This window comes from Candidatus Electronema sp. JC (genome assembly GCF_048287365.2).
Lineage (GTDB): Bacteria > Desulfobacterota > Desulfobulbia > Desulfobulbales > Desulfobulbaceae > Electronema.
This window is the reverse complement of sequence record NZ_JBLWEM020000023.1, coordinates 13,235-37,571: the sequence shown is the minus strand read 5'-3', so window position 1 is coordinate 37,571 and position 24,337 is coordinate 13,235. Positions and strand designations below refer to the sequence as shown.

The window sequence follows — 24,337 nt, the reverse complement described above, 5'->3', positions numbered from 1 at the left end:
ATCTGAGGAAGCGGGCGGACGCTCGGCCCGCCCTGCGCAGGGCAATATTATACCTGCAAGGCGGAGTTCTGCAACAGAATACGGCCCGGCTCAGAGCTGCCCGCGCAGCCAGAGTTCGGCCTGCGCCGGAGAGGGCAGCAGGCCCGCGCATTTGATCGCGCCGTTGATCATCAGGGCTGGGGTTTTGGTCACGCCGTGCCGCCCGATCTCGTCCGGGTCGTAAATCTGCTCCACGTCCGCCGCGATTTCCAGCCGGTCGAGCAGCTCGATCAGCATCGTGTAAAGGCGGTTGCAGCTGACGCAGCCGGTGCCGAAGATGCGAATCACTAAACCCTCTCCGCCGCCGACCTCCGCGCCGCAGTGCCTGAGCCAAGCGGCCAGCAGGGCTTCGCGGTACTGCGCCTCGCAGCCGGGCGGGATGTAGTTTTCTTCTTTGATTTTCGCGAAGAGAAAGTCCGCTGCTTCAGCATCAGCCAGCTGCTGGCGGGCGGCAACGTACAACGCGGCATCAAGACCGACCAAGCCGACGCTGGCCTTGCCGATGCGGATGAAACGGGAGGCGGGTGTCTCAGACATTGTTGCTTGTTGCGGATGGCTGCACAGCGCAGCCGAGATTTTTGTACACCTGATGCAGCGTCCGGCCCAGCGCGGCGGAGGAGTAGCGGTCGCGGACGGCCCGGCGGCCTTCATTGCCCCGGCGGCGGGCTGCATCGCGGTCGTCCAGCGCGGCTTGAATGGCGGCGGCCAGCCCGGCGGCATCGCCCGATGGCGCGAAATAGCCGGACGAACCGAGCATGTGGCGGTTGTTGGCGGTGTCAAAGCAGGCCACCGGCAGCCCGGCGGCCATGTAGTGCAGGAGCTTGCCGCTGGCCTCGCCTGCGTCAGCCTCCTTCGGCTCCACCGCCAGCTCGCCCAAGGCCAGCCAGCCAGCCAGCTCGGCGTAGCTGAACTGGCCAGGCAGCAGGCAGCATTGCTCCAAATGATGTGCGGCAACAAAATTCCGCGCCGCCTCGGCCGGATATCCGGCCAGCAGGAAGAAGAGGTCGCCGTGCTCCGCGCAGAGCAGCCGCATCGCCTCCAAAAGCTGCTGCATCCCCTTGCCCGGCAGCAGCGAGCCAGTGTAGATGATCACCCGTCTGCCTGCCGGAATCACCCCTTCCGGGGGACGGCAGGCGGACGCGGCGGCGAAGAAGGAGTCCGGCACCACGTCCTCCAGCAGCAGGACTTTTTCCTGAGGCACGCCGAAATCTTCCAGCAGGCAGTCCTTGCTCCGCCGCGACGAGCAGAGGAAGAAATCCGGCATCCGGCAGATCAGTTCCTCAATGTTCCTGAACAAACGCAGCGGCAGCGAATTCGCGCCGAAGCTCTGGTATGCGGTCAGCTCGCCGGAGAGACTGCCTTGCATGTCCATGATCAACGGCAGCCTGCGCCAGAACAAACATTTCTTCACCGCCCAGCCGATCAGCGCGCCCTCGTGAAGATGACAATGAAGAAGGATGGGCCGCTCCTGCCAGACTGTCTTCAGGACGAGAATGAACAGCAGCGCGTCGGCAAGGAAGCGGTAGGGCGAATAGCCTGCGTCCAACTTGGTGTAGCCCGGCACCGGCCAGATGCGGCGGATGTCTAAGCCCTCCATGTCGCGGCCATGATGGTATGTGCAGAGGATCACCCGCCGCTGGCTGTGCCGCAGGGCCTCGATCTCGTTGCGGATACGGATATGGCAGCCTCGGTCGGCAAAAAAAGGCGTGGGCGCGACATGGACAATCGCCGCTTTGCCGCCGCTCATGCCGGACTGACCTGCTGGCGGAACGCGTAGCGGGCCAGCACAGCCGCCTTTTCCGCCGCAGTCCGCTGCTCGTCCCAGTCCAGCTCGGCAGCCATGATTGCCGCCGCGCGGTTCAAGGCCGCCTCGTCCGGGCAGCCGATGGTGCCCATGCCGGTGCGGCGGAACACCACGTCATCAAGATGCGCGGCCATCTCCTTCCGCGCCGCATGCAGCACTTCCGCCGCGCAGACTGACACGCCGGGCGAAAGCGGCTTGAGCAGCTCCGCATCTCCGGCGGCGGTCTCCATCACCCGGTCAATCCCTGTGCCGTGATAGCGGATCAAATGCTCGGCCATCTCCTTGGTCAGCAGCGCGCTGTATTGCTCCTGCTTGCGGGCAATGAAGGCGGCAAGATTCGTCATGCCGCCTTCGAGCAGCGGCGTGACGGCGGTGCGGCAGGGAAAGGCCGGGCAGCCGAGCTTGCGCACCGCCAGATCCACCGTTTTTTCCGCCAGGCCGCGCGCGGTGGTGTATTTCGCGCCCAGCGCGGTGATCAGACCGGCCACGCCGTCGCTGCTGTGGTGGTCAACCAGCTGGTAGTCGCCGCCCGCCTGATATTTCTCCGGGTCAATCACGCGCACAGTCAGGGGGTAAATGCCGACGTAGGCATAATAAACCTCGTCGCGGCGCAGGCCGAGATCCGGCAACGTCTCGTTGATGTCGGCGAGAAACTCGTCCACATCCTCGGCAGTCACCCGCAGCTGGTCGAAATCGCCCTTGAAGGGCGTGTTGGTGGTGCCGATGAGCGATCGGCCCCGCCACGGGATGATGAAAAAATGCCGCCCGCCACGCGTGACAAAGCCTTCTGTTTTCTCGCGGGTGGTCAGGGCAAGGGCATAGTCCGGGTGAATCTGCCGGGTGACGAGATGCACGCCGCGAGCAAAGCCGGTGATTTCCTTGCGCAGCCGCAGCTGGAGCGAAGGCGAGGCGCGGTTGAGGGACTGCGCAGCCGGGCCGGAGGAATTGACGGTCATCCGGGCGGCGACGGAAAATTCCTTGCCGCTGAGCGCGTCTCTGACCGCAACCCCGCGCACCCGGTCCCGGCTGCTCAGATAGCTGACCGCTTCAGCGTAGTTGGCGACTGCCGCGCCGTTGCTGGCCGCTGTTTTGATGAAGGCCAAGGTCATGCGCTCAGAGCTGTGCATGTGCGACTCGTTCAGCACCTGCGCCCCGCTGAGCTTGGCGATGCTGGCTAATTGCGGCGCCACGCGGACTGCCTTGATAGGCGGCAGGAACTCGCCCAGCGGCGCGCCCGGCGGCAGATCGCTGAAGCCGCAGTGGCAGAGGCCGTAGATGCGCATCGCCGCCTGCAAGGGCAGCGCGCCTTGCATGAACGAGCCTTTTTCGGTCGGAATGAGAAAAGGCAGCCAGCGCAGCAGATGCGGGGCCAACCGCTGCATGATCCGCTGCTCCCGGCCTGATTCCCGCACCTTCCAGAGCTGGGCCTGCGGCAGGTAGCGGATGCCGCCGTGTAGCAGCTTGGACGAGGCGGCGGAAGTGAAGCCGCCGAAGTCGCGCCGTTCCAGCAGGGCCACGCTGAGGCCGCGCAGGGCCGCGTCATGGGCGATGCAGGCCCCGCTGATGCCGCCGCCGATCACCAGCAGATCAAACTCCTGCCGGGCCAGACGGCGCAGATGCTCGTTTCTGTTCATGCTCTTCTCCTTGGTTCAGGGCCGCTTGGCCAACTTCTTCCGCAGCTTGTATTTGACCGCCGCCAGCAGCAGCTTCAGCCGCTCGCGGACGCTCGGCTCGGCTCGGCCCGCCAGCTCGGCCCGCACCTGCTCCAGCTCGTCGCGCAGCTCCAGCAGCCGCGCGGTTCCGGCGGCGGCAAGGCCCCTGTGCTGCTCCGGCAAGGCGGCGAGCATGTATTTATGAATCACGTCGAGATCTTGCAGCCGCCCGGTCACAGCCGCCTCGCTCAGGGTGTTGCCGCTGTGGATGCGGTAATAGAGCAGCTTCTGGTCATGGACATAACGCACTTGGCCGGGAAAGGCCAGCATCATGCGGAAGATATAATCGTAATCATGCAGATAGCGCAGGGAGCAAAACTTGCCTGCCGTGCGCACGGCTTCAGCGGTCATGAAGAGATTGGAGGTCGTGACCATGAAATTGCCCTTAAGAAAGGCGGTGTACAAATCGCCGCAGGCAAAATACCAGTCCCTGTTCTTCTTGTGCCAGACATTCCAGCCGAAATTCGGATCTGAGAATTCCTCGCCGCTGTCAGAGATCGGCACGACATCGCTGAACAGGCAGGCTGCGCCGCTCTCCTGCTGAAGAGCCAGCAGCTTTTCCAGCCGGTCTGTGGTGTAAATGTCATCCGAATTAAGGATGGCGACATAATCTCCCTTGGCCAAGCCCAGCCCACGGTTGATGGTGTTGTAGGCATCCTGATTCTCCTGATGATAATAGCTCAGGCGGGGATCGTCATAGCTCTGAACAATCTCGCCGGTCGCGTCCTTGGAGCCGTCGTCAATCACAATCAGCTCAAGCTGGCTGTGCGTCTGTTTGAGGACGGACTCGACAGCCGGGCCGATGAAGCGTTCATGGTTATAGGCAGGGATGATGACGGAAACAGTTTTATTCATTTGCATGCACAAACTCAGCAGCCTGAGCCGCCTGCGTTAATCCTGTTTCATCTGAATTTGCAGGCGCCAGTTCGCCCGATATTGCCGCCAGCAGCGTCCACAGCTCGGCGTGTCTGCCTTTTGGGACAATGAGCCGGACCAGCCCTTCCTGAACATCGATGGTGGAAAGCACGGCAAGACCGTCGTAGCCTTCAAGCAAAAAGCGGAAGAGGCTGATGCGGTCGGTTCTGATGCGGAGGAACAATGTATGCATAATGAATGGCAGCAATAGAGGCCGGAGAAGGGCAGGGCGGTCAGACCTTCAGTGAGGCATCCACGCCGCCGAGCAAATCCTGATAATTCGTCAGCACTGGCTCGACCACCTCAGCCAGAAACTCCTCAGTCTGCTGGGCGGCGCGGCCAGTGAATTCCTGATAATTGCCGATCAGCTTTTCCAGCTCGTTCAACGAAAAGGGAACGCGCTCATCTTCTGCCAGACGGACAAGCAGGTCGTTGTCCAAGCCTTCCTCCTTCACTGCCAAACCAGCGGCCACAGAATGCTCGCGGATCACCTCGTGCATTTCCTGACGGCTTTGGCCCCGCTCGACACAGGCCATGAGGATCTTCTCAGTGGCCATGAAGGGCAGCTCGGCCCGCAGATGCTTTTCAATTTGCTTGGGATAGACCACCATGCCGTTGGTGATGTTGACGTAAAGCCTCAGGATTGCGTCCGTAAGCAGGAAGGCTTGGGCCATGTCCATGCGGCGGATGGCTGAATCGTCCAGCGTCCGCTCAAACCACTGGTTGGCGGCAGTGGCGGCGAAGTCGGCGGGCAGCCCCATCAGCTTGCGGGCCAGTCCGGTCATGCGCTCGGAGCGCATCGGGTTGCGCTTATAAGCCATCGCCGAGCTGCCGACCTGCTTCTGCTCAAACGGCTCTTCCTGCACTTTCAGGTTGGAGAGCAGGCGCAGATCCACGGCAAATTTGTGCGCGGACGCGCCAATGCCTGCCAGCGTTTCGGCGGTTTTCATATCCAATTTGCGCGGGTAAGTCTGTCCGGTGACTGGAAAAACCTGATCAAAACCGAGCTTCTCCGCCACGCGCCGGTCGAGTTCGCGCACCTTGGCGTGGTCGCCGTGGAACAGCTCAATGAAGGTGGCCTGCGTGCCGACTGTGCCTTTCGCGCCACGCGCCTTGAGCTGCCGCTCCAAAGCCTCGATGTAGTCCAAGTCCATGAGCAAATCTTGGATATACAGGGTGTTGCGCTTGCCGACTGTGGTCGGCTGGGCGGGCTGGTAATGGGTGAAGCCCAGCGTGGCCATGTCCTTGTGCGTGCGGCAGAACTCGGCCAGATTGGCGATGACGTTGACCAAAGCCTTCTTGATTAGCCGCAAGGCTTTTTTCTGGATGATCAGGTCGGTGTTGCAGACAACAAACTGCGAGGTCGCGCCGAGATGAATGATGGCCTCGGCTTTCGGACACTGCTGGCCGTAGACATGGACATGCGCCATGACATCGTGGCGGATTTCCTTTTCCTTCTTTGCCGCCGCCGCAAAATCAACGTCCTCGGCATGGCTTTTCAGCTCATCCACCATCTCCCGGCTGACGAGTTCCAAGCCCAGCTCGTGCTGCGCCTCGGCCAAGGCCACCCAACATTTGCGCCACGTGGTGAACTTGAAGCGTTCTGAGAAAAGCTCCTGCATTTCCCGGCTGGTGTAGCGGCTGACCAAAGGCTCTTGATAAATATCGTGATTCATAGCAACGTATTGCGGATGAAGGTTGATGTGTGGGGAAGAACTGGCGGTGTATTAAAACGCAATCCGGCGGAAAAGTCCACAGGGAAGGGCAGGGGAGGGGGAGAAGCAGGGCAGGGCGGCCCTGCTTCGGCGGGTTTCAAGTCATTTTGCAGATGAACGGGTACATCTTGCAGGCCACGCAGAAACGGAAGGCGGCTTCCAGCAAGGCGCAGGCGGCGAACATCAGGCCGATGACCCAAGCGGCGGCATTCTGATGCAGAAGCCAGGCGGCGATGAGGAGGACGGAGAAAAAGAAGCCTATCCGGGCGGCGAAAATTTTGGGCGCGGCATCAACCAAGACCGGCTTGAGTTTTGCCAAGGCGACAATTTTTTTGCTGATTGCGACAAAAAGGCTGTATTTCGGCTGCCAGAAGCCGCGAATGCAGAAATCCGCCGCCACGATTAAAATGAGCCACTTCCATGGGCTGAAGAGAAAAAGCAGCAGCAGGACGACAGCCTGCGCGGCGTTGGCCCGCACGACATTCTCGTCAATTTTTTCAAAAGATACTGGACACATTGCATTCATGAAAAACCTCCTGCGGTATTGAAAAAAAAATTTCGAGGCGGTCAGTTGCCGCCGCCGGAAAAAATGGGATCCAAGGAAGCGGATGCCGTTTTTGCGAAGCCAATGCTTTCCTCGGTCATGAATGCAAGATTTAGAAATGCCAGACGCAAAGAATACAGCTTGTCCATCCCGTTCAGCTTTTTCTTCAGAACAGTTTTTTTGTACATCCTGACAAGTTCTTTGGCCGCGCCTTGATTGATATTCGTCATATCAACATAAAGCATGTCAACGTCTGCGCCTTTTTTGATCTTGCTGATTGGCTGATATGTAGTTATGATGTATGGCCCAGGCCGGTCAAAATTGAGTTTTGTCCTTGCGCTTAACACAGCAAGAAGTTTTCTGGATGATTCGTAATCCGGCTTATGCGAGGTGTCGTCAGTGCCAACAGACGGAATCAGGAAGATATTCAATTCCTCCGGCGGTATGGATTCCGCCATTTCATTGGCCGATGCCGTTGATTCTTGAATATAATTCACCAGATCAATGTATTTGCTGCCGCCATTTCTCCCTGTCAAAACGTAGGAGTACGTTGCATAGTCTTCAGGCTCCGCACCAAAGCTGGAGAGATATTCCCAGACATGAGCGGCAGGGAGAGCTGGTGACTTTTGAGCAAATGCTTTAGGAATATACGCTGATAACTCCTCAATAACAATATCTGCCTCAGGTTTAGCCTGCTGCTCATTGCGACGACGGTAAACCTCAATTTGCTCCTCGACAGGAGCAGAAGCTGGACGCAGACGCAAGGCAAAATAGGGGATAAACTTGCCGCCGCGTTTAGTCACTCCAGCTTTAAATACGAGAGAAGAAAAATCTTTCTGCTCATATCCAGACTGTTTGCTTCTGAGCAGTTTTTTTATTGTGGCAACGCCGAACCTGCCAGCGTGCTGCTGCTCATCTGGAGTGAATTGATCAGCCAGCTCCGGCCCGGCTTTATGCACCATTAAAGCGACAGCTTGGCGGAGCATGAAGTCTGCCCACGATTCAATGATTTCAGCATCTCCACTGAACAGAGAAAGCTGAGAATTCAAATAACCTTGCGCAGCTTGCTCCTCCGTCACTTCATTGCTGTAGGCCACATGCCATCCGCCAAAATCCGGCTCTTCCTCAATGATTTGCGGGACAGGAGTGGCGGACAAATCCTGCGCCAGCAGTGCCGCAAACAGCAATATAATCAATTTAATCGTTTTCATTTGTCTCTCCGTCTTGTTTCTTTTTTCGGCCTGTGATCTTTGAATAAATAAAATCTGTTGCAAACGCCAAGCAGAGACCAATTCCTGCAATCACCGTGGTGAGAGAACTTATCTCCACCTCAGGATACACCAGCTTGAACAGTGCTGTGACAGCAGCGATATGCAGCAGGATTACAACAGAAAACCGCAGCAGCTTTCGGTTGGCAAACATCATCGCGGCAGACAAGGCTTGTTCAGATTTATCGGACAACTAAGCTGAGTTAACGATACTGTGCGGCATGTGAGGAGGTCAAGGAATTTTTCGTGGCACGCTTAATGTCGCATAATATATATTATGATAAGTTTTTGCCGCTGAGAATAGCCGCCGCATGGACTTCCACTCGGCTCACGCCCCGGTAGCTGCTCTCCTTCAGCCTGAAGGCCAAATCCACCGCCCCTTCTGCCGCCGCCTCAAAATGAGCGGCCATGAAAAAGCCGATGCCCTTGACCATGCCGCCGTTGAGCGGCACGGCGAAGCGCAGATGCTCGCGCAGCGTGTTGACCTCGCGCAGGCGGATGTTGCGCAGGAGAAAAACCGGCTCCGGGTTGCCTTGGCCGAACGGCTCCAGCAGCCGCAGACTGCTGGCCAGTTCGCGGAAGTCCGTCTGCTCGTCTAACACTGCGTCAATCGAGATGCCTGCCTTGGGCAGCCCGCCGCCCAAGGCGCGGACAGCCTCAGCAAAGGCGGTGCGGAACTGGGCAAAGTCCTCGTTCCGCACAGTCAGGCCAGCGGCCATCGCGTGGCCGCCGAAATGAACGATCCACGCCCTGCATTGCTCCAGCACCTGATGCAGGTTCAAGCCCGGCACGGATCTGCCTGATCCCTTGAGCATTCCTTCCTGACCGCTGTCGCCAGTGAAGACCAAGGACGGCAGGTGAAAACGATCTATCATCCGGGAGGCGATGATGCCGATCACGCCGGGGTGCCAGTCCGGGCCTTGCAGGACAAGACTCCCCTGCCCTGCTGCAACCTGCTGTTCTGCCTGCTGAAGCGCGGCTTCCAGCACCTCGGCTTCCAGCTCGCGGCGAAGGATGTTCGCCGCCTCCAGCTCCTCCGCCAGCACTGCTGCCGCGCCCATGTCCTGTGTCAGCAGCAGATCTGCGGCCAGCTGCGGATTACCCAGCCGTCCAGCGGCGTTGATGCGCGGCCCCAGCTGATAGGCCACATTCTCCGCAGAAACACTATCTTCCCGTAGTCCGGCCCGCTCGCAGAGCGCGGCGATGCCCGGCCTGCCACGTCCGCTGATGACCTCCAGCCCGGCACGGACAAGCACGCGGTTCACCCCGGTCAGCGGCATCACGTCAGCAATGGTGCCCAAGGCGGCGAGGTCGAGTGAATCGCGCAGATTCGGCATCTTGTCCTGCGTCCACCAGCCCTTTTCGACTAACTTTCTCCGCAGGGCAACGAGGAGGAAGAAGGCCACGCCCACACCGGCCAGCTCGCCGTCGGCAAAGGCGCAGCCCGCCTGCCTCGGATTCACCACTGCGTCGGCCAAGGGAAAATCCGCTGCGGCAGCAGGCGGCTCATGGTGGTCAGTGATGATGACAGTGAAGCCTAAGCTCTGGGCATATCGCACTTCCTTCGGCGTGGAGATGCCACAATCCACGGTGATCAGTAGCGCAGGCATGAGCACCAGCGCGGCCAGCGCGGCCACAGACTTCATGGTCAGGCCGTACTCGTCAGTCAGGCGGTTGGGGAGATGATAAATAGGCTCTAGGCCGGTTTTGCGCAGGAAGTCAGCCAGCAGCACCGTGGCGGTGATGCCGTCCACGTCATAGTCGCCGTGAATGACGATCTGCCGCCGACGCACCACAGCTTCGGCGAGCAGATCCGCCGCCTTGTCCAGCCCTTTCATCGCGCTTGGCGCAGGCAGGTCAGCAAGCTGCGGCTGGAGGAAGCGGCGGGCGGCTTCAGCGGAAACAAGACCACGCCGGAAGAGGATTTTGGCAATGACGAGCGGCAGTTGCAGGTCAGCAGCCAGCTGCTTGCAGCAGGTCGCTTCGGTTGCGGAAAGCGGCGGCGGAAGGGTTAAGCCCCCTGCCCTGCTCACGCCTGTTTCCATGCCAACTGGCTTGATTTGCTGTCAATCATCTTAATCATTTAGTTCACGTTCATGGCCGAATAAAAATAGTGCGAGCACCCCCTACTGTTCAAGAAACTATAAAACGCAGACAAGTCACCTTGGAACCTTATTACAGGCAAATCTATTGAACAATAAGGAAAGCATCATCAAGATAACCGTCGTTATTCCATCCTTGAGTTCGCTCAGAGTAAAAATGATAGGTGACAAAACGAGTTCCTGACGGCACTGCCACGGTATTTTCTTTTAACGTCCACGTATTATTTGAATAAAACCAGCCTAAATCAGAAGAGCCTATATCTGAACTCCCGTTGCTGAAGGTAATCTCAATTTTCCCTCTATCCTCTTGGGTTCCATAGCCGGACTGCCAGCCACCAAACCTTGCAGTCAATTTTCCAGAATCAATATCTTGGATGCTAAATCCCTTGGCTGCAAGGTCAACGATCTGGTAACTATGGGTAGTTGCAGCCGTGATACCTCCCAAATAATTGATGCCGCTATGAGGTGGCGGGTCATCAGTATTAGTCCTAATTGCGTTATCTGTTATCCAATTATCTAATCCTGATTCAAATCCAGAATTCTCCAGCAAGTTATTTGTATAAAAAATAACCGGAGAAAAATACTGCTCGCTGGTTGCGCTGCCTGTTGCGCCGACAAAGCCATAGCTTGCCGTGGAAGTTCCGAGAAGCGTCTTGAGGTCAAGACCTTCATGCGCAAAAACTGTGCTGCCGTCCAGAGTCACAGAGAAAACTTGCGCCTCTTTGTTCCAGCTTACAGTCATGGTATGCGTTGCATTGTCTTCAATGTTGAAGGTAAGAGGCACTAAGGGAAGTCCTCCATTATCTGTGCTGTTATGTTTGACAGAGCCATTCTTGATGAGAGCAATATGATCTGCCGACGGATCGGATGAATTGCTAAAGGTATCTATTTCGACACCTAAACAAGGTTTGTCACCACATGCGCTGCTGAAACCCAATCCTTCTCCTCCGTTCAGGGACGTACCTGCCGGAGTCAATTCAGGAAGCATGATAAAGACCATGCCGTCGGCCCCATTGTTGTTGTCTCCCATATAGATGGTGAACGTTTTTTCAAAATCACCATCCACGTTGAGCGCGCCTTCACGCAGGGCCATGCCAGTCTTCCACGTTGCATCAGGGGTGATGCGTATAATCTTATCTCCTTCGGCCTTCTGCGCATCCTCGTACAGCAGCCAGTCATCTGTCACGGTGATAGATTGCTCAGGAGGCGTAAGGTCTTTCATATTGTCGGCAAAGGTGGGGTCACCAGTCATGCCGACATCAAGAATGCAGTCCTCAAGCAGGATGGAATCAGTAATTCCTGCATCACGGCAGATTTTTTCGGCATTGGTGCGCACATCATCCGAGAGGTCCGATGCTTTGATAAGCTCATAAGGAAAATTGAGGTCAGTATAGGTTGAGGTGTCCTCTCCCTCAGCATACGTGAATAAAGACTCGTCTTTGGTGATGCGCCAGCTGTTGCCAAACTGATTGTACAGTTCATCTTTTGCCAGCTTATAAAATACGTTAAACGTTTTGCTGCCGTCTCTGGTTTGCAGGTCATTGCTTCTGTCGCCGTCGCTGTTGCCGAGCAAACCTTTGACCAGCCCTTTGCGGTTGTCTGGCAGGGAAACGAAAATATCAAGATGACTGTTGTGAGTATTAACCAACGCCATGCTGTTGTCCTTCCAGATGACCCAATATCGATTCTGGTTCTGTGCATAGATTTTACAGCCGTTTTTGAGTTGGACAATCTCTTTGTCCGCCATAGTTTTTGGAGCATTGTTGATAGACAAACAAGGAGTCTTTGCAACATTGATTTCGACCACATCTCCGCCAACGCTCATGGCAACGGCTTTGTTGGTGGCAATATGTTTTGAGTTTCGCCAAGGTCCCTGACGAATTTGGATGGTCATCTCCGTCGGGTCTTGCGTTGATTGCAAATAGACAAACTCTCCCACCGCTTGGAAGTCGTAGTGCAGCCTGTCAAGTGTGTAGATGTGTGGGTCGCCGGAGCTACTGCCGTACTTAATGTCACAAGTTATATATGCACCAAAACCTGTAATCAAAGAATATCCGGCACCTATTGCCACAGCTGGTAGGATACCTACTCCGGTGGCAGCCAACCCCACAAGACCAACGGCTATCCCGCCTGCATGACCAATCAAAGAATTTTTTATATTACATTCAAGTAACTCGGGAGAAGCAGAAGGACAAAGACCAGCCCCAATAGAGTTAATTGCAACTCCACAAAGATGATCAACTGCAAGCGCACCTACTTCTTCAATTGGTGTTTTTGATAAAAGACCAGAGGCGCTGCACCCAGCATTAGCCAAGATAAATCCCAAAGCACATTAATCTATATTACTTAAAGATGAGCGAATTGCCTCAATTGGAGCTTGAAGAAATCCCTCTTCAATATGAACTTCATGCAAAATCCAATCCAAGGCGATAATTGTTCCTTCATTTACACTGAATTTTGTAGGATACCCGTAATCATCCATTAGCGTTTTAATAATGTGATTACCTATAATTTCTTCAGCAGAAATAAATACAAGAGCTTTGGCAGCACCGTAGATATCTTTCTCCGCAAAATATTTAACCACCCAGCCGTTAGTTGTCGTTACTGTAAGCCATAACGGATCAGAAGGATCAGTATTAGTCACCACTTCGGATTGATCATCGACTACCGGAGGCTGGATCGAACTGACATCAGGCAATTCACCAATAACTGTCCATTCCTTTTCACCGTGAATTGTGTAGTTCTCCCAATTTAAAATTACTTTTTTATCATCCTGTTGCCCAATAGAGATTAGATGTCCATCGCCGTCGAATTCCATCTCAAAATACTCGCTGGTCTCATCCTTTTGGGCATGAAATCCCGTAAGGACAACTGGAGCACCCATTGCATCCTTGACTGCAAAGTACTCCACAGTCCATCCATTGGTCGTCACAGCCGTCAGCATAAGTCGATCAAATGGATCAACATTCATTGTAAATGCTGTATTTTCATCAATAATAGGTTCTGATGAAAAGTAGAACTCAGGAATATCACCTATAATTTTCCAATTCTCTTGAGTTAGATTAGCCGCCTTCTGCAAGGCAAGCATAGCATCTCCTGCCGCAACCTTGCCATTACCGTCCGCATCCAAATCCGTGCAAGTTCCTTCATTCCCTGTCAGCATCCGCATAATCTTCATGGCTTTTTCAAGCTCATCAGCTTGAGAAGCAGATGCCTCATCAGGAAAAACATTCAGAAGCAGAACACCGGCCAAAAACATTGCAGCAATTGCAACCCTATTCACCTTCCTGCCTGTTTGTTTCTTTTGTGCAGACAACATAATCTCTCTCCAGTTCTTCCGACAGCAGAACCCTGTCAATTTAAAAGAAGATGAATCCAAGGCATGTGCGCTCTGTATCCAGTGCCGCCGGGCGCATTTTTTTCTTTCGGATTGTAGGGATTGCCTTCTGGATCAACTTTCCCGGCAATACTGTTGAAATATTCCTGCAAGTCCGTATAGCCGTCATGATCATAATCACTGAACGCATTGGCCGTGTCCAGATCACCGAACATTTGCTCTTCCCAAACATCGTCAATGCCGTCCTGATCACTGTCCGAAAAAGTATGAACAACAACCGCGCCTTCAGTCAAGGAAACCGGCAAAGGAGGAAATGGGTTCTCAGCGTCTGCCGCACCATTGAGCAGAGGAAGCGTTTCCCCGCTCGCCGGATAACCGCAGCTCTCATTGTTCATGGCCACGGCTTCAATGGCTATGGGATAGGTGCCATCAGGCGCATTGCCTGCAACAGTGAAACTGAGCTGAAACAAGGTCGTTTCGCTCTGCCCGGCCTGAACCCGTATCCCGCTGAGAACTGCCTTGTTTTCAGAGACCTTATACACAACCGGGCTGGTGTAGGTGACTCCATCAACCACGATTTCGCTCGGCGGCAGCGGATCAGGAACAGGACTCAGAGACTGCCATTGCTCGGAAAAGGTGCCAAAAAATGGAGATGCGACCGAGGTCAACTGCAAGTAATCGGTGTTGTAGGTCAAGGCAAGGAGTGCCGCAGCAATTTCCGCAGGCTGATCAACGGTTATCTGCACAATGATGCTGTTGCCGGGATGCGCCGTTGCCGTCGAAACGCCCAAAGACACTGCCTCGCTGACTGACGGGGCGCAAAGAAACAGAGAAAATGCGATGAGATAAATTTTTATGAAGGATTTTTTTTGAGTCATGGCAATGTATCTCTGTAAGAACTGAGTTTTTCAGATAAATAATAATCTGAATGATTCTTTTTAAACTCACTGAATGCTTTGCTCCTCAATCATTTTTTGCTCCATGCGAGAGAGTGGCTTAAGAATACAGATTTCATCTGAAAAAGCAACAACTAATATGCAATTCCCCGCCATCTGCGGGCTGTGAAATTAAGCGCATGAAAACACAAGAATTTTATGGAGCAGCCGATATTAACCTGTAAACCCGTTTTGAAGCATTCTTCCAGCAAATTTCCTTGGTCATGCGCGGCAGGAGGTTGAGCTCCAACCGCCTGTTGCTCCGGCCAAAAACGAAAAAGCCCTGAATCCATTTTGGATTCAGGGCTTTCATATTGCCTGACCGGACAATGCCGGATATTTTTTGGTGGCGATGCAGGGACTTGAACCCCGGACACTACGGATATGAGCCGTATGCTCTAACCGGCTGAGCTACATCGCCTTCAATTCCAAGGAAGAGAATTATGCTCTTTTCTGTTCCTTTTGTCAAGCAGGAATCATAAAAAACATGGCCGCCCGCCGCCAGCGGCGGCTTTTCTGTCCGGCCAGCCAGCAATTCCTTGTCCTGCATCAGAAAAAAAAGGATAATGACTGAAATTTCCGTCCTGCGTCCGGCAGACGGACACGCAACCCGACACAAGATGAAGGTCATGCTGACATTGCTCCGTGCGGCCCTGCTGCCGCTTCTCCTGCTGACCGCCGCGCCGGTCATGGCCGCCGAATTTCTCCTTTTTTACAGCAACAACGTGCATGGCGAAACTGAACCCTGCGGCTGAAAATCCCGGCAGCTGGGCGGTCTGTCCAGAAAATCAGCGCAGATGACCCGGATCGCCGGGCAGGAGCAGCTTCCTTGGCTGCATCTTGACAGCGGCGGCCTGCTGTTCAACAAGCAGAGCAGACTGTCCGCCGGCCAGGAGGAGTCCGGAAAAAACGCCGCCGCAGGCATCGCCGAGGCCATGGAGGCCATGCGCTGCCGCGCCCTCGGCATTGCCGCGCACGACCTGGCCGGCGGCGTGGCGTTTCTGAAGCAGCTTCAGCAGGAGCGGCAGCTGGCCTGGCTGTCGATGAATCTGGTCGAGGCGGCAAGCAGGCAGCCGGTTTTTCCTTCGTGGCTTATGACTGAAACAGCTGGACTGCCGGTGGCGGTGCTGGGTCTCACCGGCGGGCCAGAGACGTTGGCGGCGGCCCCGGACAAGGCGGACTATGTGGTGCTGCCGTGGCAGGATGTGCTGCCTGAGATCCTGCGGCAGGCTCGCGGCAAAGCGGCGGTGGTCATCCTGCTCTCCAGCTATCCAGCGGCGGTGAACAAGGAAATAGCCGCCGCCCATCCCGGCCTGCACATCGTGCTGACCTCCGGGCCGGGAGCCGCCGCATCGCATCCCGCGCTGTCCGGCGGCGCGCTTTTCGCCCAGACCGGCGCGCAGGGAAAAACTTTGGGCCTGCTGCGGATCACATGGACTGAGGCGGGCAGATGGGCGGCGCCGCAGGCGGAGGATGAAAATCTCTGCCGCTTCAACGCCCGCCTCATCCCGCTGGAGTCCTCGCTGCCGGAAGACGCGGCGGTGCGGGAGATCATCAGCCGGGCCGCGCAGCGGCGGACGGCAGGAAAAAACCGCCGGGGAGATTGAATTGCGGCAGGAAAAGCGATAGACTGCAATCAGAACTCCTCCTGATGCGGGACGGAGCCGGAAAAATCTGAATGCGCCGCGCGCGGCTGCCGGGAAGGAGGAGCCTGGCAGCGGCAGTTCCGGCAGCCGCCCCTCAGTGTTGCGCACATCAGGGACAGAACTTCATGTATCAACAATTTTCGTTCATGCTGGCGGTGCTGCTGGTTGTCATCGCCGGAGTCACTGTGCTGATCATGCTGGAGATGAGCAGCAGTCCGCAGGAGCAGGGCGGCAGAAGCGGCTGCCCTTTTTTCCAGCGCATTCTCGGCTATCTTTTTCTGGTGCTCTTCGCAGTGCTGCTGGCCTGCATGGTCTTTCAGGCCGGCAGCCTTCAGGAGAACATGCCCGCGCCGGTCATGATCCTCGCCCTGCTGCTGGTGCCGCTGGTCATGATCAAGGTGGTGATCGCCCGGCAGCAGGCCCGGATCAGCACCAAGCTGCTCCTGCTCGGCACCGCCATTTTCGGCCTGTCCTTCGGACTGACCGGCATGGCGGCGAAATACTACGCCCAGCACGGCGACAGGCTGAAATCCGGCATGTTGGGCCCGGACGCGGAGCAGAATATAGGCATAGAGCCGGGCCAGGCGATCATGAGCAAAAAATGCAGCAAGTGCCACAGCCTGGAGCGGATCTACACCGCCAGCATCACCGACTGGTCGCCGATAGTCAGCAGGATGGCCAGTTTTGACGCGCCCAACATCTCCAGCTCCGAGGTCAAGCACATCGCCGAATATCTCAACAAGCTGGAGGAGCAAAAATTTGACAAGCGGGCGCGGCAGCTGATTTCCGCCAAATGTGTGATCTGCCACGCTTTGGATAAAATTTTCATTACCGAGAAGAACGCGCAGCTCTGGCGCGAGATTGTTGATCGCATGATCAAAATTGTCGGCGACCCCGGCTATATGAATGACGAGGAGAAAGAGATCATCATCAGCTTTCTCAGCCGCCGCCGTCAGGGACGCATAATCAGCCAGCCGGATGACAAGCCGGAGGATGTGTTTATCGGGGTCAGAAAACTGATCGCCCGCAAATGCAGCGCAGGCTGCCACGCCTTGGAGCGGGTGCTGCGCCCGGAGAAAAGCCGGGAGGAATGGACGGAAACGGTCAACAGCATGGTTGAAATGACCGGCGATCCAGAGTATCTTTCTGAGCCGGAGAAGCAGCAGATCATCGACTTTCTCAGCCTGCCGCCGGACGAGCGGCGCAGCGGGCCTGCTGCCGAGCCGCCCTCAGCCCGGCTGGAGCATCCGCTGCTCAAGGCGAAATGCCAGCGCTGCCACAGCCTGCACGTCGTCGAGCAGGCTGAGAAAAGCACGGACGAATGGGCGCAGACAGTGAGCAAGATGGCGGAAAACAGCGGCGACCCCAACTATCTCAGCGAGCAGGAGAAGCGGGACATCATCACTATCATCAGCAGCTGGGAAGTGATCAAATAGCCCCGCCGCCGCTTGTTCCGCAGCAATCAGAAAAAACGCATTCACCTCGTCATGCTTGCTTATCCTGACATTGATCCTGTAATATTCGCCGTCGGTCCTTTCGCGGTGCGCTGGTACGGCCTGATGTATGTTCTCGGTTTCGCCGCCTCATATCTTTTAGTCAGACAGCAGGCGCGGCAGTTCGGCTGGCAGCGGATGCTGGACCAGATAGACAACCTCAATCTGGCCCTGATCGCCGGGGTGATCCTCGGCGGGCGCGGCGGCTACGTCCTGTTTTACAACTTGCCCTATTACCTTGAGCATCCGGCGGAAATCCTCGCCACATGGCAGGGCGGCATGTCCTTCCACGGCGGGGTGATCGGGGTTGTGCTGGCCGGGCTGCTTTTCTGCCGCTCCGCCAAGCTGAATTTCTGGCAGTCTGCGGACTTGTATGTGGTCACGGCCCCTGTCGGCCTTGGCTTAGGCCGGATCGGCAACTTCATGAACGGCGAGTTGTATGGCCGCGTCACCGACGCGCCGTGGGGGATGATTTTCCCCGGCGGCGGCGAGCTGCCCCGGCATCCTTCCCAGCTCTACGAGGCCCTGCTGGAAGGACTGGTTCTCTTCTGCATCCTCTGGCCGCTGCGGGCCAAGCCGTGGCAGAATCAGCCCGGCAGACTGTGGCCGCACGGTTCCCTGCTGGCCTTGTTTCTTATTTTGTACGGAACCTTCCGCTGGCTGATCGAATTCTTCCGCGAGCCGGATCCGCAGCTCGGCCTGCTGCTCTTCGGCATGAGCATGGGCCAGCTGCTCTGCGCCGCGATGATCGCCGCAGGACTGATCCTGCACACTGCGCTGCGGCAACGGCAGCAGCAATCTCTTGCCCACTAAGTACGCATCATGCCCAAAAACATCCCGCTCAACGAGCGGATCATCTTTGCCCTTGACGTGCCCACCCACGAGGAGGCCATGCGCCTGATCGAGCGGCTGGACGGCGAAATCCGCTTTTTCAAGGTCGGCCTTCAGCTCTTCATGGCAGGCTGGTTCAAGACCATCGACGCGCTGGTCGAGCGCGGCTGCAAGGTGATGGTTGACCTGAAATTCTTCGACATCCCAGAGACGGTCAAGCTGGCGGTCGGCCAGCTCTGCGGCCGGGGCGTGACCTTCGCCACCGTGCATGGCAACGACCCGATTCTGCGGGCGGCGGCGGCAGCCAAGGGCGACCTCAAAATCCTCGCAGTCACGGTGCTGACCAGCTTCGGCGAGGAGGACATGCGGGCGATGGGCATGAGCGGCAGCATCGCCGATTTGGTGCTGCTGCGCTCGCGCCGGGCGCTGGAGCTGGGCTGCGACGGCGTGGTGGCCTCTGCGCTGGAGGCCGGGCCGCTGCGCGGCGAGCTGGATGAGAATTTCCTCATCGTCACACCGGGCATCCGGCCCGGAGCGAATATAGACGACGGCAGCGACGATCAGAAGCGCATCGCCACAGCTAAAAACGCCATCCTCAGCGGCGCGGATTACGTGGTCATCGGCAGGCCAATCCGCGACAGCAAAGACCCCGTCGCCCTGATCCGCAGCTTGCAGCAGGAGATCGCCGAGGGGCTGGCTGGGAGAAATCGTCTGTCAGTTTGATCGCAATTTTCCGTCAGCTTGCTCATTCCTCCGGTTTTTCTTTCCTCACGCCCAGCTTGCAAGAGACTTGCAAAGACAGTCGGCCTGCTGTCTGGCCGACTGCTTTTTCCTATTGCTGTCATTTATGCCCTTTTCCCAAATCATCGGTCAGCGCAAAGCCCTGAGCCTGCTCCGCCGCGCCCTGAACGGCAGGCGGCTGGCGCACGGCTATCTCTTCACCGGGCCGGAAGGCGCGGGCAAAAGCACAACCGCCCGCGCCTTGGCCGCCACGCTGCTTTGTGAACAAAAAGGCGGCGGCCCGCCCTGCGGCTTTTGCTCCGGCTGCCGGAAATTCGCCGCAGGCAGCCATCCTGATTTTCTCCTGCTCCAGCCGGAAGGCGCGGGGATCAAAATCAATCAAATCCGCGAGCTGAAAAAGGCCCTGACTTTTCCGCCCTTTGAGCAGGGAATGCGGGCGGTGATCATTGAGGACGCGCAGAGCATGGGCCGCGAAGCAGGCAACAGCCTGCTCAAGCTGCTGGAGGAGCCGCCGCCGGACAACATCATCCTGCTCATCGCCTCGGACGCAGAGCCGATGCTGGAAACCATCGTCTCCCGCTGCCAGGTCATTCCCTTTGCCCCGCTGACTGAGGCGGAGGCCGGACAGGTCATCCGACAGACGCAGCCGCAGTTTTCTCCAGAAGACGCTCGATTGATGGCCAAGCTGACCGGCGGCTGTCCGGGCCGCGCCGCAGCTCTGCACAGCAGCGATGCTCTCAGGCTGCATAAGGAATGCTTGGATGCCCTGCTGGCCGCCGCCGCCAGCGAGGCGGCGGCGGTCGAACAGGCTCTTGCTCTGGCCGGTCGGCTGGCGGAGCTGAAGGACGATCTGAATCTCTTTCTTGATCTTCTTTCACTGTCTTGGAAGGAAGTGATGGCCTCCCGCCTCTGCGGGAAGGAGCTGGAAGCGGGCCATCCGCTGGCCGGGGCAAGAGAACGCTGGAATTTGCAGCAGCTTTCTGCTATGGTGGAGGCGGCGGCATCGGCCCGCAGCGATCTGGCGAGAAATTGCAGCCGGACCTTGGTTTGCGAAGCGCTGCTGCTGGAGCTGTTCTGCGGCGGAGCAAAAGGCGGCGGCGGGCTTTGACAGCTCCTGAAGCATTTGAAAACAACTTCAACAGAACAATTTCAGATATTTTGCATTTGCCTGAATGCCAAGCTGTTGATCTGATATTGTCAATATTGATAACAAATGATGAAATTTGCAGGGCAGGACAACGCGCCTTCAATAGCTGAGACAACCGTCAGCCAAGGCGGAGAAATTCATTTCTACCGCGTCCGCCGCCGCCCGCTGGGGCAGGATCATCTCGCCCGCAGCCTGCTGGCTGATTTGTCCCCCGGCGAGATCGTGCTGATCAGGACAGAGGAGCGGCTGGAGCCGGTGACGCTCGCCTGCCGTGCGCCTGCGCCCCTGCCTGACAAATCCGCTGATCATGCCTGGGAGATCACCCGCCGCGCCAATGCCGAGGAGCAGGACCGCCTCGTTCAGCTGCCCGCCCGCGAGCGGGCAGCCGCCGCTTTCTGCAAAGAGCGGATCAGGGCCTTGCATCTGCCCATGCACTTGGTGCAGGCCGAGTGCCACGCCAATGGCTCCAAGGTGATTTTTTATTTCACTGCTGAAAACCGGGTGGATTTCCGTGAGTTGGTCAAAGATCTGGTGCATGAGTTCCGCACCCGCGTCGAGATGCGGCAGATCGGTGTCCGCCACGAAACCCAGATGACCGGCGGCATCGGGGCCTGCGGGCGCGAGCTGTGCTGCGCCGCCTTTCTCCGCAATTTTGAGTCAGTGTCTATCAAAATGGCTAAGGCGCAGGACCTGCCGCTCAATCCGGCCAAAATTTCCGGGGTCTGCAACCGTCTGCTTTGCTGTCTGACCTACGAATTTGAAAGCTACCGGGCTATCAAGCGGGAGATGCCCCGGCTGGGGCAGCAGCTTTATCATGCCGACAAGATGTATAAAGTCACGCGGGTGCTGCCGATGCAGGCCACAGTGCAGGCCGTTTCCGAGGATGGCGCGGAGGTGACGCTGACTGAGGCGCAGTGGCGCGAGGCGGAGAATGCGGAACGGCAGGGAATGCAGGCGCAAAAAAAAAGCAAGGTTGTCGGGAAGAAGGAATTTTCATCAAAGCGCAGAAAGGATTGAAATGAAGTTCAAAATAAGCACTGTCGTTTTGACAGTCTTGTTTGTCGCATCCGTGTTGGAGTTACTGTTTAACCTTGACTTGACATGGCTGCTTTTTGTCTGTCATAATCATGAGACATGTTTTGTTGATGTCGCTTTGCCGATATCTTTTGTCATAGGGATCAGTCTCGTTGTCGATTATTCATTGCACTCTTTGCGAAAAAAGGAAAAAGAAAAGAGCGTTGTTTACCGGCAGACTATTTTCGGAATGAATCATTTGGTGCGAAGCCTGCAAAGCAAATTTGTCGTGATCACTGATTCTGAATCAGTGAAGAAAGAGTTTGGAGAAGATATTATTGCTCTGCTCCGAGAGTCGTCTGCAGAAATAGAAGGAATTCTTAACAAGCTGGCCGCGCTGAACAAAGCTGATCCAGTAATCATCAAAGATATTCTATCAGCGCAAAATCGCTGCAATATTTGCGGCTGCGAGCGAGTGAACCCGCTGGAGCTGCATCCAGCTATGAACCTTCAGCGGGCGAAGCGGCCTGCGCATTTATAATTTTCCAATCATGACCACCTACATCACCACCCCGATTTATTACGTCAATTCCACGCCGCACATCGGCCACGCTTATACAACCATCATTGCTGACACCTACAGCCGTTTCCGGCGGCTATGCGGCGATGACGTGCGCTTTCAGACCGGCACGGATGAGCACGGCGAGAAGATTGTCCAAGCAGCGGAGAAAGAGGGCATTGGCCCGCGTGAGTATGCCGACCGGATTTCCGCCGCCTTCCGCGACACTTGGCCGCTGTTAGACATCGCGCCGGATCATTTCATCCGCACCACGTATCCTGAGCATATCAAGGTGGTGCAAGACATTCTGCAAAAGGTTTATGAGCAAGGCGACATTTATTTTTCCTCATATTCCGGGCATTACTGCAAGGGCTGCGAGCGATTCCTGACCGAGAAAGAACTGTTGGACGGCAAATGTCCTGATCATCTCACTGTCCCGGATGAGGTCAGCGAGCAGAATTATTTTTTCCGCATGTCAAAATATCAGGACTGGCTGATCAATCATATCAAAGCCAATCCTGACTACATCACTCCTGAACGCTACCGCAACGAGGTGCTCTCTTTCCTCAGCGAGCCGTTGGAGGATTTGTGCATCTCCCGGCCTTGCTCGCGCCTGACTTGGGGCATTCCGCTGCCGTTCGACAAGAATTTCGTCACCTACGTCTGGTTTGATGCGCTCATCAATTATCTGACCGGCATTGGCTATCCTGACGGAAAAGATTTCACCAAATATTGGTCAGTGGCGGAACACATTGTTGCCAAGGACATTCTCAAGCCGCATGCCATTTATTGGCCGACCATGATTCAGGCTGCCGGGATGCCGCCGTATCAGAAGCTGCACGTGCATGGTTATTGGAATGTGGATGAAACCAAGATGTCGAAATCCATCGGCAATGTCATCCGCCCCGGCGATTTGGTTGAAGAATACGGCAGCGACACCGTGCGCTATTTTCTTCTGCGTGAGATGAGCTTTGGCCGCGATGCCTCGTTTTCTAAAGAGGCGATCTTTGAACGCCGCAACTCCGATTTAGCCAACGATATCGGCAATCTCTTCTCCCGCGCTTTGACCATGCTCGCCAAGTATGCGGAGACGAAGGTGCCGCAGCCGGATGAAGCCGCTGTCACCGAAGAAGACCGGGTGCTGATCTCCGCCATCGAGAAGATGTTGGCCGATTACGCCGCCTGCATGAACGGCTTTGAGTTCCACCGCGCTTTGCAGGCAATCTGGGAAGTGATTGGAATGCTGAACCGTTTCATCGTCACCAACGCGCCGTGGGAGTTGGCCAAAGATGCGGCGCAGGCCGGGCGGCTGCGGACGGTGCTCTATTTCCTTGCCGAAAGCCTGCGGATTCTCGCACTGGTGCTGCGTCCGGTCATGCCGACTGCGGCAGCTAAGATGGCTGCCGCGCTGGGCTTGAGCGAGGAATTGGATAAAGCGGTATTGCCTGAAGCGGGCCGCTGGGGAGGAATTCAGCCCGGCACCACGCTGCATGTCGGCGAGGCAATCTTTCCCCGGATGGAGAAAAAGGCCGCTGTGCCTGCCGCGCCGGAGAAGCCCAAGCCGCAGGCCAAGGCGGAAAAAAAAGCAGAGCCAGCGGCGCAGGAAGAGGACGGTCTGATCAGCTTTGACTATTTCGGCAAGGTTGAGCTGCGGGTGGCGGAGATTGTCGCGGCGGAGAAAATCGCCAAGGCGGAGAAGCTGCTCAAGCTGACGGTGAAGGCACCGGAGGAGCGCACGCTGGTGGCTGGTATTGCCAAGCATTACAGCCCGGAAGAGCTGATCGGGCGCAAGGTTATTATTGTGGCGAACCTGAAGCCTGCCAAGCTGATGGGCATTGCTTCGCAAGGCATGGTATTGGCTGCCAAAGAGAAGGACGCAGACGGCAACGAGCGGCTGGTGCTGTCCAGCGTGGCGGCGGATATTGCGGCAGGGTCGAGGGTGGCGTAAGACCAGGGAAAAACAAAAGGGCAGGTTTTGCAACCTGCCCTTTGTTCACCGACACTGCGCAGGCCGGTGAATCGTCAGCCAAACAGATTATTTCGCGTCAGCGGCCAAGGACAGAATCCATGCAGCCAACGCCTTGGCATCAGCCTCTTTCACGTTTGCCTGCGCTGCCATCGGCATTGTGCCCCATTTGTCTTTGCTGCCCTGCATGATTGAGGTCTCAATCGTCTTTGCGCCCTCAGCGTCGCCTTTGTATTTGGCGGCGATCTCCTTCAAGCTCGGCCCCATGCCTTTCTGCTCCATCTGGTGGCAGCCCATGCAGTTGTTTGCCTTAGCCAATTCCTCGCTTGCAAAGGCGGAGCCAGAAACGAGCAGACATGCAGCGGCAACGCCAACGATTGCTAACTTCATATTTTTTTCTCCCAGAAAAAATAAATGCGGATTGTATCAAATCAACCACGGCATCATGCCAAGGTCGCCCGTCTGCCGCAGACACGTAATGCGTCATGTTGCAAACGTGCAAAAGTATACTTTATATTCATGAAAAATGAATCATGTCAAGAAAAAAATACAGCATGGGCGCAAATCAG

Annotated in this window: 23 protein-coding genes and 1 tRNA gene; 9 read left to right on the top strand and 15 right to left on the bottom strand. The window is 56.4% G+C overall.

Annotated features, from left to right (window positions below; translation table 11 throughout):
• Positions 1 to 90 precede the first annotated feature (90 nt).
• The 14 genes from ACNKH3_RS03630 to ACNKH3_RS03565 form a co-directional block, all read right to left on the bottom strand.
• Positions 91 to 576, bottom strand: coding sequence for a thioredoxin family protein (locus ACNKH3_RS03630; protein ID WP_420208286.1), 486 nt, complete (start codon positions 574 to 576; stop codon positions 91 to 93).
• Complete coding sequence (locus ACNKH3_RS03625; protein ID WP_420208285.1) at positions 569 to 1,786, bottom strand: glycosyltransferase family 4 protein; 1,218 nt, start codon at positions 1,784 to 1,786, stop codon at positions 569 to 571. Before ACNKH3_RS03625 ends, ACNKH3_RS03630 begins: the two co-directional genes overlap by 8 nt.
• Positions 1,783 to 3,477, bottom strand: a complete 1,695-nt coding sequence (locus ACNKH3_RS03620) for an FAD-dependent oxidoreductase (protein WP_420208284.1) — start codon at positions 3,475 to 3,477, stop codon at positions 1,783 to 1,785. Before ACNKH3_RS03620 ends, ACNKH3_RS03625 begins: the two co-directional genes overlap by 4 nt.
• Positions 3,478 to 3,492: 15 nt before the next feature.
• The gene (locus tag ACNKH3_RS03615; RefSeq protein ID WP_420208283.1) at positions 3,493 to 4,410 is read right to left on the bottom strand and encodes a glycosyltransferase family 2 protein; all 918 of its coding nucleotides are present in this window, start codon (positions 4,408 to 4,410) and stop codon (positions 3,493 to 3,495) included.
• A complete protein-coding gene (locus ACNKH3_RS03610; RefSeq protein WP_420208282.1) occupies positions 4,403 to 4,654 on the bottom strand; it encodes a DUF4911 domain-containing protein in 252 nt (83 codons plus the stop codon). The genes ACNKH3_RS03615 and ACNKH3_RS03610 overlap by 8 nt, the downstream gene beginning before the upstream one ends.
• A gap of 49 nt (positions 4,655 to 4,703) precedes the next feature.
• Positions 4,704 to 6,146, bottom strand: coding sequence for an adenylosuccinate lyase (purB, locus tag ACNKH3_RS03605; protein ID WP_420208281.1), 1,443 nt, complete (start codon positions 6,144 to 6,146; stop codon positions 4,704 to 4,706).
• Positions 6,147 to 6,282: 136 nt separating this feature from the next.
• Entirely contained in the window at positions 6,283 to 6,711 is a 429-nt protein-coding gene (locus ACNKH3_RS03600; protein WP_420208280.1) for a DUF4395 domain-containing protein, read from the bottom strand.
• Positions 6,712 to 6,752: 41 nt separating this feature from the next.
• Positions 6,753 to 7,940, bottom strand: coding sequence for a hypothetical protein (locus ACNKH3_RS03595; protein WP_420208279.1), 1,188 nt, complete (start codon positions 7,938 to 7,940; stop codon positions 6,753 to 6,755).
• The gene (locus ACNKH3_RS03590; protein ID WP_420208278.1) at positions 7,927 to 8,190 is read right to left on the bottom strand and encodes a hypothetical protein; all 264 of its coding nucleotides are present in this window, start codon (positions 8,188 to 8,190) and stop codon (positions 7,927 to 7,929) included. Before ACNKH3_RS03590 ends, ACNKH3_RS03595 begins: the two co-directional genes overlap by 14 nt.
• 82 nt (positions 8,191 to 8,272) lie before the next feature.
• Positions 8,273 to 10,042, bottom strand: a complete 1,770-nt coding sequence (gene recJ, locus ACNKH3_RS03585) for a single-stranded-DNA-specific exonuclease RecJ (protein WP_420208277.1) — start codon at positions 10,040 to 10,042, stop codon at positions 8,273 to 8,275.
• 142 nt (positions 10,043 to 10,184) lie between these two features.
• Positions 10,185 to 12,425 (bottom strand): lectin-like domain-containing protein, encoded by a 2,241-nt coding sequence (locus ACNKH3_RS03580; RefSeq protein ID WP_420208276.1) that lies wholly within the window; start codon positions 12,423 to 12,425, stop codon positions 10,185 to 10,187.
• 6 nt (positions 12,426 to 12,431) lie between these two features.
• Positions 12,432 to 13,415 carry a hypothetical protein gene (locus ACNKH3_RS03575; RefSeq protein ID WP_420208275.1) on the bottom strand — a complete coding sequence of 328 codons (984 nt, stop codon included), beginning with the start codon at positions 13,413 to 13,415 and terminating at the stop codon, positions 12,432 to 12,434.
• Positions 13,416 to 13,453: 38 nt separating this feature from the next.
• A complete protein-coding gene (locus ACNKH3_RS03570) occupies positions 13,454 to 14,131 on the bottom strand; it encodes a hypothetical protein (RefSeq protein ID WP_420208274.1) in 678 nt (225 codons plus the stop codon).
• A 584-nt stretch (positions 14,132 to 14,715) separates the two neighbouring features.
• A tRNA-Met gene (locus ACNKH3_RS03565) sits at positions 14,716 to 14,792 on the bottom strand.
• 199 nt (positions 14,793 to 14,991) lie between these two features.
• Between ACNKH3_RS03565 and ACNKH3_RS03560 the strand changes: the two genes are divergently transcribed.
• From ACNKH3_RS03560 to metG, 9 genes are all read left to right on the top strand, one after another.
• Positions 14,992 to 15,126 (top strand): hypothetical protein, encoded by a 135-nt coding sequence (locus ACNKH3_RS03560; protein ID WP_420208273.1) that lies wholly within the window; start codon positions 14,992 to 14,994, stop codon positions 15,124 to 15,126.
• Between the two features lie 42 nt (positions 15,127 to 15,168).
• On the top strand, positions 15,169 to 15,978 hold the full coding sequence (locus ACNKH3_RS03555) for a hypothetical protein (protein ID WP_417915945.1): 810 nt from the start codon (positions 15,169 to 15,171) through the stop codon (positions 15,976 to 15,978).
• 164 nt (positions 15,979 to 16,142) lie between these two features.
• Positions 16,143 to 17,453: a hypothetical protein gene (locus ACNKH3_RS03550; RefSeq protein WP_420208272.1), complete on the top strand. Its 1,311-nt coding sequence runs from the start codon at positions 16,143 to 16,145 to the stop codon at positions 17,451 to 17,453.
• Between the two features lie 51 nt (positions 17,454 to 17,504).
• The gene (gene lgt / locus ACNKH3_RS03545) at positions 17,505 to 18,323 is read left to right on the top strand and encodes a prolipoprotein diacylglyceryl transferase (protein ID WP_420208271.1); all 819 of its coding nucleotides are present in this window, start codon (positions 17,505 to 17,507) and stop codon (positions 18,321 to 18,323) included.
• A gap of 9 nt (positions 18,324 to 18,332) precedes the next feature.
• Complete coding sequence (pyrF, locus tag ACNKH3_RS03540) at positions 18,333 to 19,064, top strand: orotidine-5'-phosphate decarboxylase (protein WP_420208270.1); 732 nt, start codon at positions 18,333 to 18,335, stop codon at positions 19,062 to 19,064.
• A gap of 124 nt (positions 19,065 to 19,188) precedes the next feature.
• Positions 19,189 to 20,190 (top strand): DNA polymerase III subunit delta', encoded by a 1,002-nt coding sequence (gene holB, locus ACNKH3_RS03535; RefSeq protein ID WP_417916417.1) that lies wholly within the window; start codon positions 19,189 to 19,191, stop codon positions 20,188 to 20,190.
• Positions 20,191 to 20,295: 105 nt separating this feature from the next.
• Positions 20,296 to 21,246: a PSP1 domain-containing protein gene (locus tag ACNKH3_RS03530; RefSeq protein ID WP_417916416.1), complete on the top strand. Its 951-nt coding sequence runs from the start codon at positions 20,296 to 20,298 to the stop codon at positions 21,244 to 21,246.
• Between the two features lies 1 nt (position 21,247).
• Positions 21,248 to 21,784, top strand: a complete 537-nt coding sequence (locus tag ACNKH3_RS03525) for a hypothetical protein (protein WP_420208269.1) — start codon at positions 21,248 to 21,250, stop codon at positions 21,782 to 21,784.
• Between the two features lie 10 nt (positions 21,785 to 21,794).
• Positions 21,795 to 23,750 carry a methionine--tRNA ligase gene (gene metG / locus ACNKH3_RS03520; RefSeq protein WP_420208268.1) on the top strand — a complete coding sequence of 652 codons (1,956 nt, stop codon included), beginning with the start codon at positions 21,795 to 21,797 and terminating at the stop codon, positions 23,748 to 23,750.
• A gap of 87 nt (positions 23,751 to 23,837) precedes the next feature.
• Here the strand turns inward: metG and ACNKH3_RS03515 are convergent, their stop codons facing one another.
• Positions 23,838 to 24,158, bottom strand: a complete 321-nt coding sequence (locus ACNKH3_RS03515) for a c-type cytochrome (RefSeq protein WP_420208267.1) — start codon at positions 24,156 to 24,158, stop codon at positions 23,838 to 23,840.
• Between the last annotated feature and the right edge of the window lie 179 nt (positions 24,159 to 24,337).

Coding starts and splice junctions, on each gene's coding strand:
- holB (WP_417916417.1), top strand. CDS start 19,189: ATGCCCTTTTCCCAAATCATCGGTCAGCGCAAAGCCCTGAGCCTGCTC.
- ACNKH3_RS03595 (WP_420208279.1), bottom strand. CDS start 7,940: ATGAAAACGATTAAATTGATTATATTGCTGTTTGCGGCACTGCTGGCG.
- lgt (WP_420208271.1), top strand. CDS start 17,505: ATGCTTGCTTATCCTGACATTGATCCTGTAATATTCGCCGTCGGTCCT.
- purB (WP_420208281.1), bottom strand. CDS start 6,146: ATGAATCACGATATTTATCAAGAGCCTTTGGTCAGCCGCTACACCAGC.
- ACNKH3_RS03560 (WP_420208273.1), top strand. CDS start 14,992: ATGAAGGTCATGCTGACATTGCTCCGTGCGGCCCTGCTGCCGCTTCTC.
- ACNKH3_RS03515 (WP_420208267.1), bottom strand. CDS start 24,158: ATGAAGTTAGCAATCGTTGGCGTTGCCGCTGCATGTCTGCTCGTTTCT.
- ACNKH3_RS03615 (WP_420208283.1), bottom strand. CDS start 4,410: ATGAATAAAACTGTTTCCGTCATCATCCCTGCCTATAACCATGAACGC.
- pyrF (WP_420208270.1), top strand. CDS start 18,333: ATGCCCAAAAACATCCCGCTCAACGAGCGGATCATCTTTGCCCTTGAC.
- ACNKH3_RS03625 (WP_420208285.1), bottom strand. CDS start 1,786: ATGAGCGGCGGCAAAGCGGCGATTGTCCATGTCGCGCCCACGCCTTTT.
- ACNKH3_RS03600 (WP_420208280.1), bottom strand. CDS start 6,711: ATGAATGCAATGTGTCCAGTATCTTTTGAAAAAATTGACGAGAATGTC.
- recJ (WP_420208277.1), bottom strand. CDS start 10,042: ATGGAAACAGGCGTGAGCAGGGCAGGGGGCTTAACCCTTCCGCCGCCG.
- ACNKH3_RS03630 (WP_420208286.1), bottom strand. CDS start 576: ATGTCTGAGACACCCGCCTCCCGTTTCATCCGCATCGGCAAGGCCAGC.
- ACNKH3_RS03530 (WP_417916416.1), top strand. CDS start 20,296: ATGATGAAATTTGCAGGGCAGGACAACGCGCCTTCAATAGCTGAGACA.
- ACNKH3_RS03555 (WP_417915945.1), top strand. CDS start 15,169: ATGACCCGGATCGCCGGGCAGGAGCAGCTTCCTTGGCTGCATCTTGAC.
- ACNKH3_RS03620 (WP_420208284.1), bottom strand. CDS start 3,477: ATGAACAGAAACGAGCATCTGCGCCGTCTGGCCCGGCAGGAGTTTGAT.
- ACNKH3_RS03550 (WP_420208272.1), top strand. CDS start 16,143: ATGTATCAACAATTTTCGTTCATGCTGGCGGTGCTGCTGGTTGTCATC.
- ACNKH3_RS03525 (WP_420208269.1), top strand. CDS start 21,248: ATGAAGTTCAAAATAAGCACTGTCGTTTTGACAGTCTTGTTTGTCGCA.
- metG (WP_420208268.1), top strand. CDS start 21,795: ATGACCACCTACATCACCACCCCGATTTATTACGTCAATTCCACGCCG.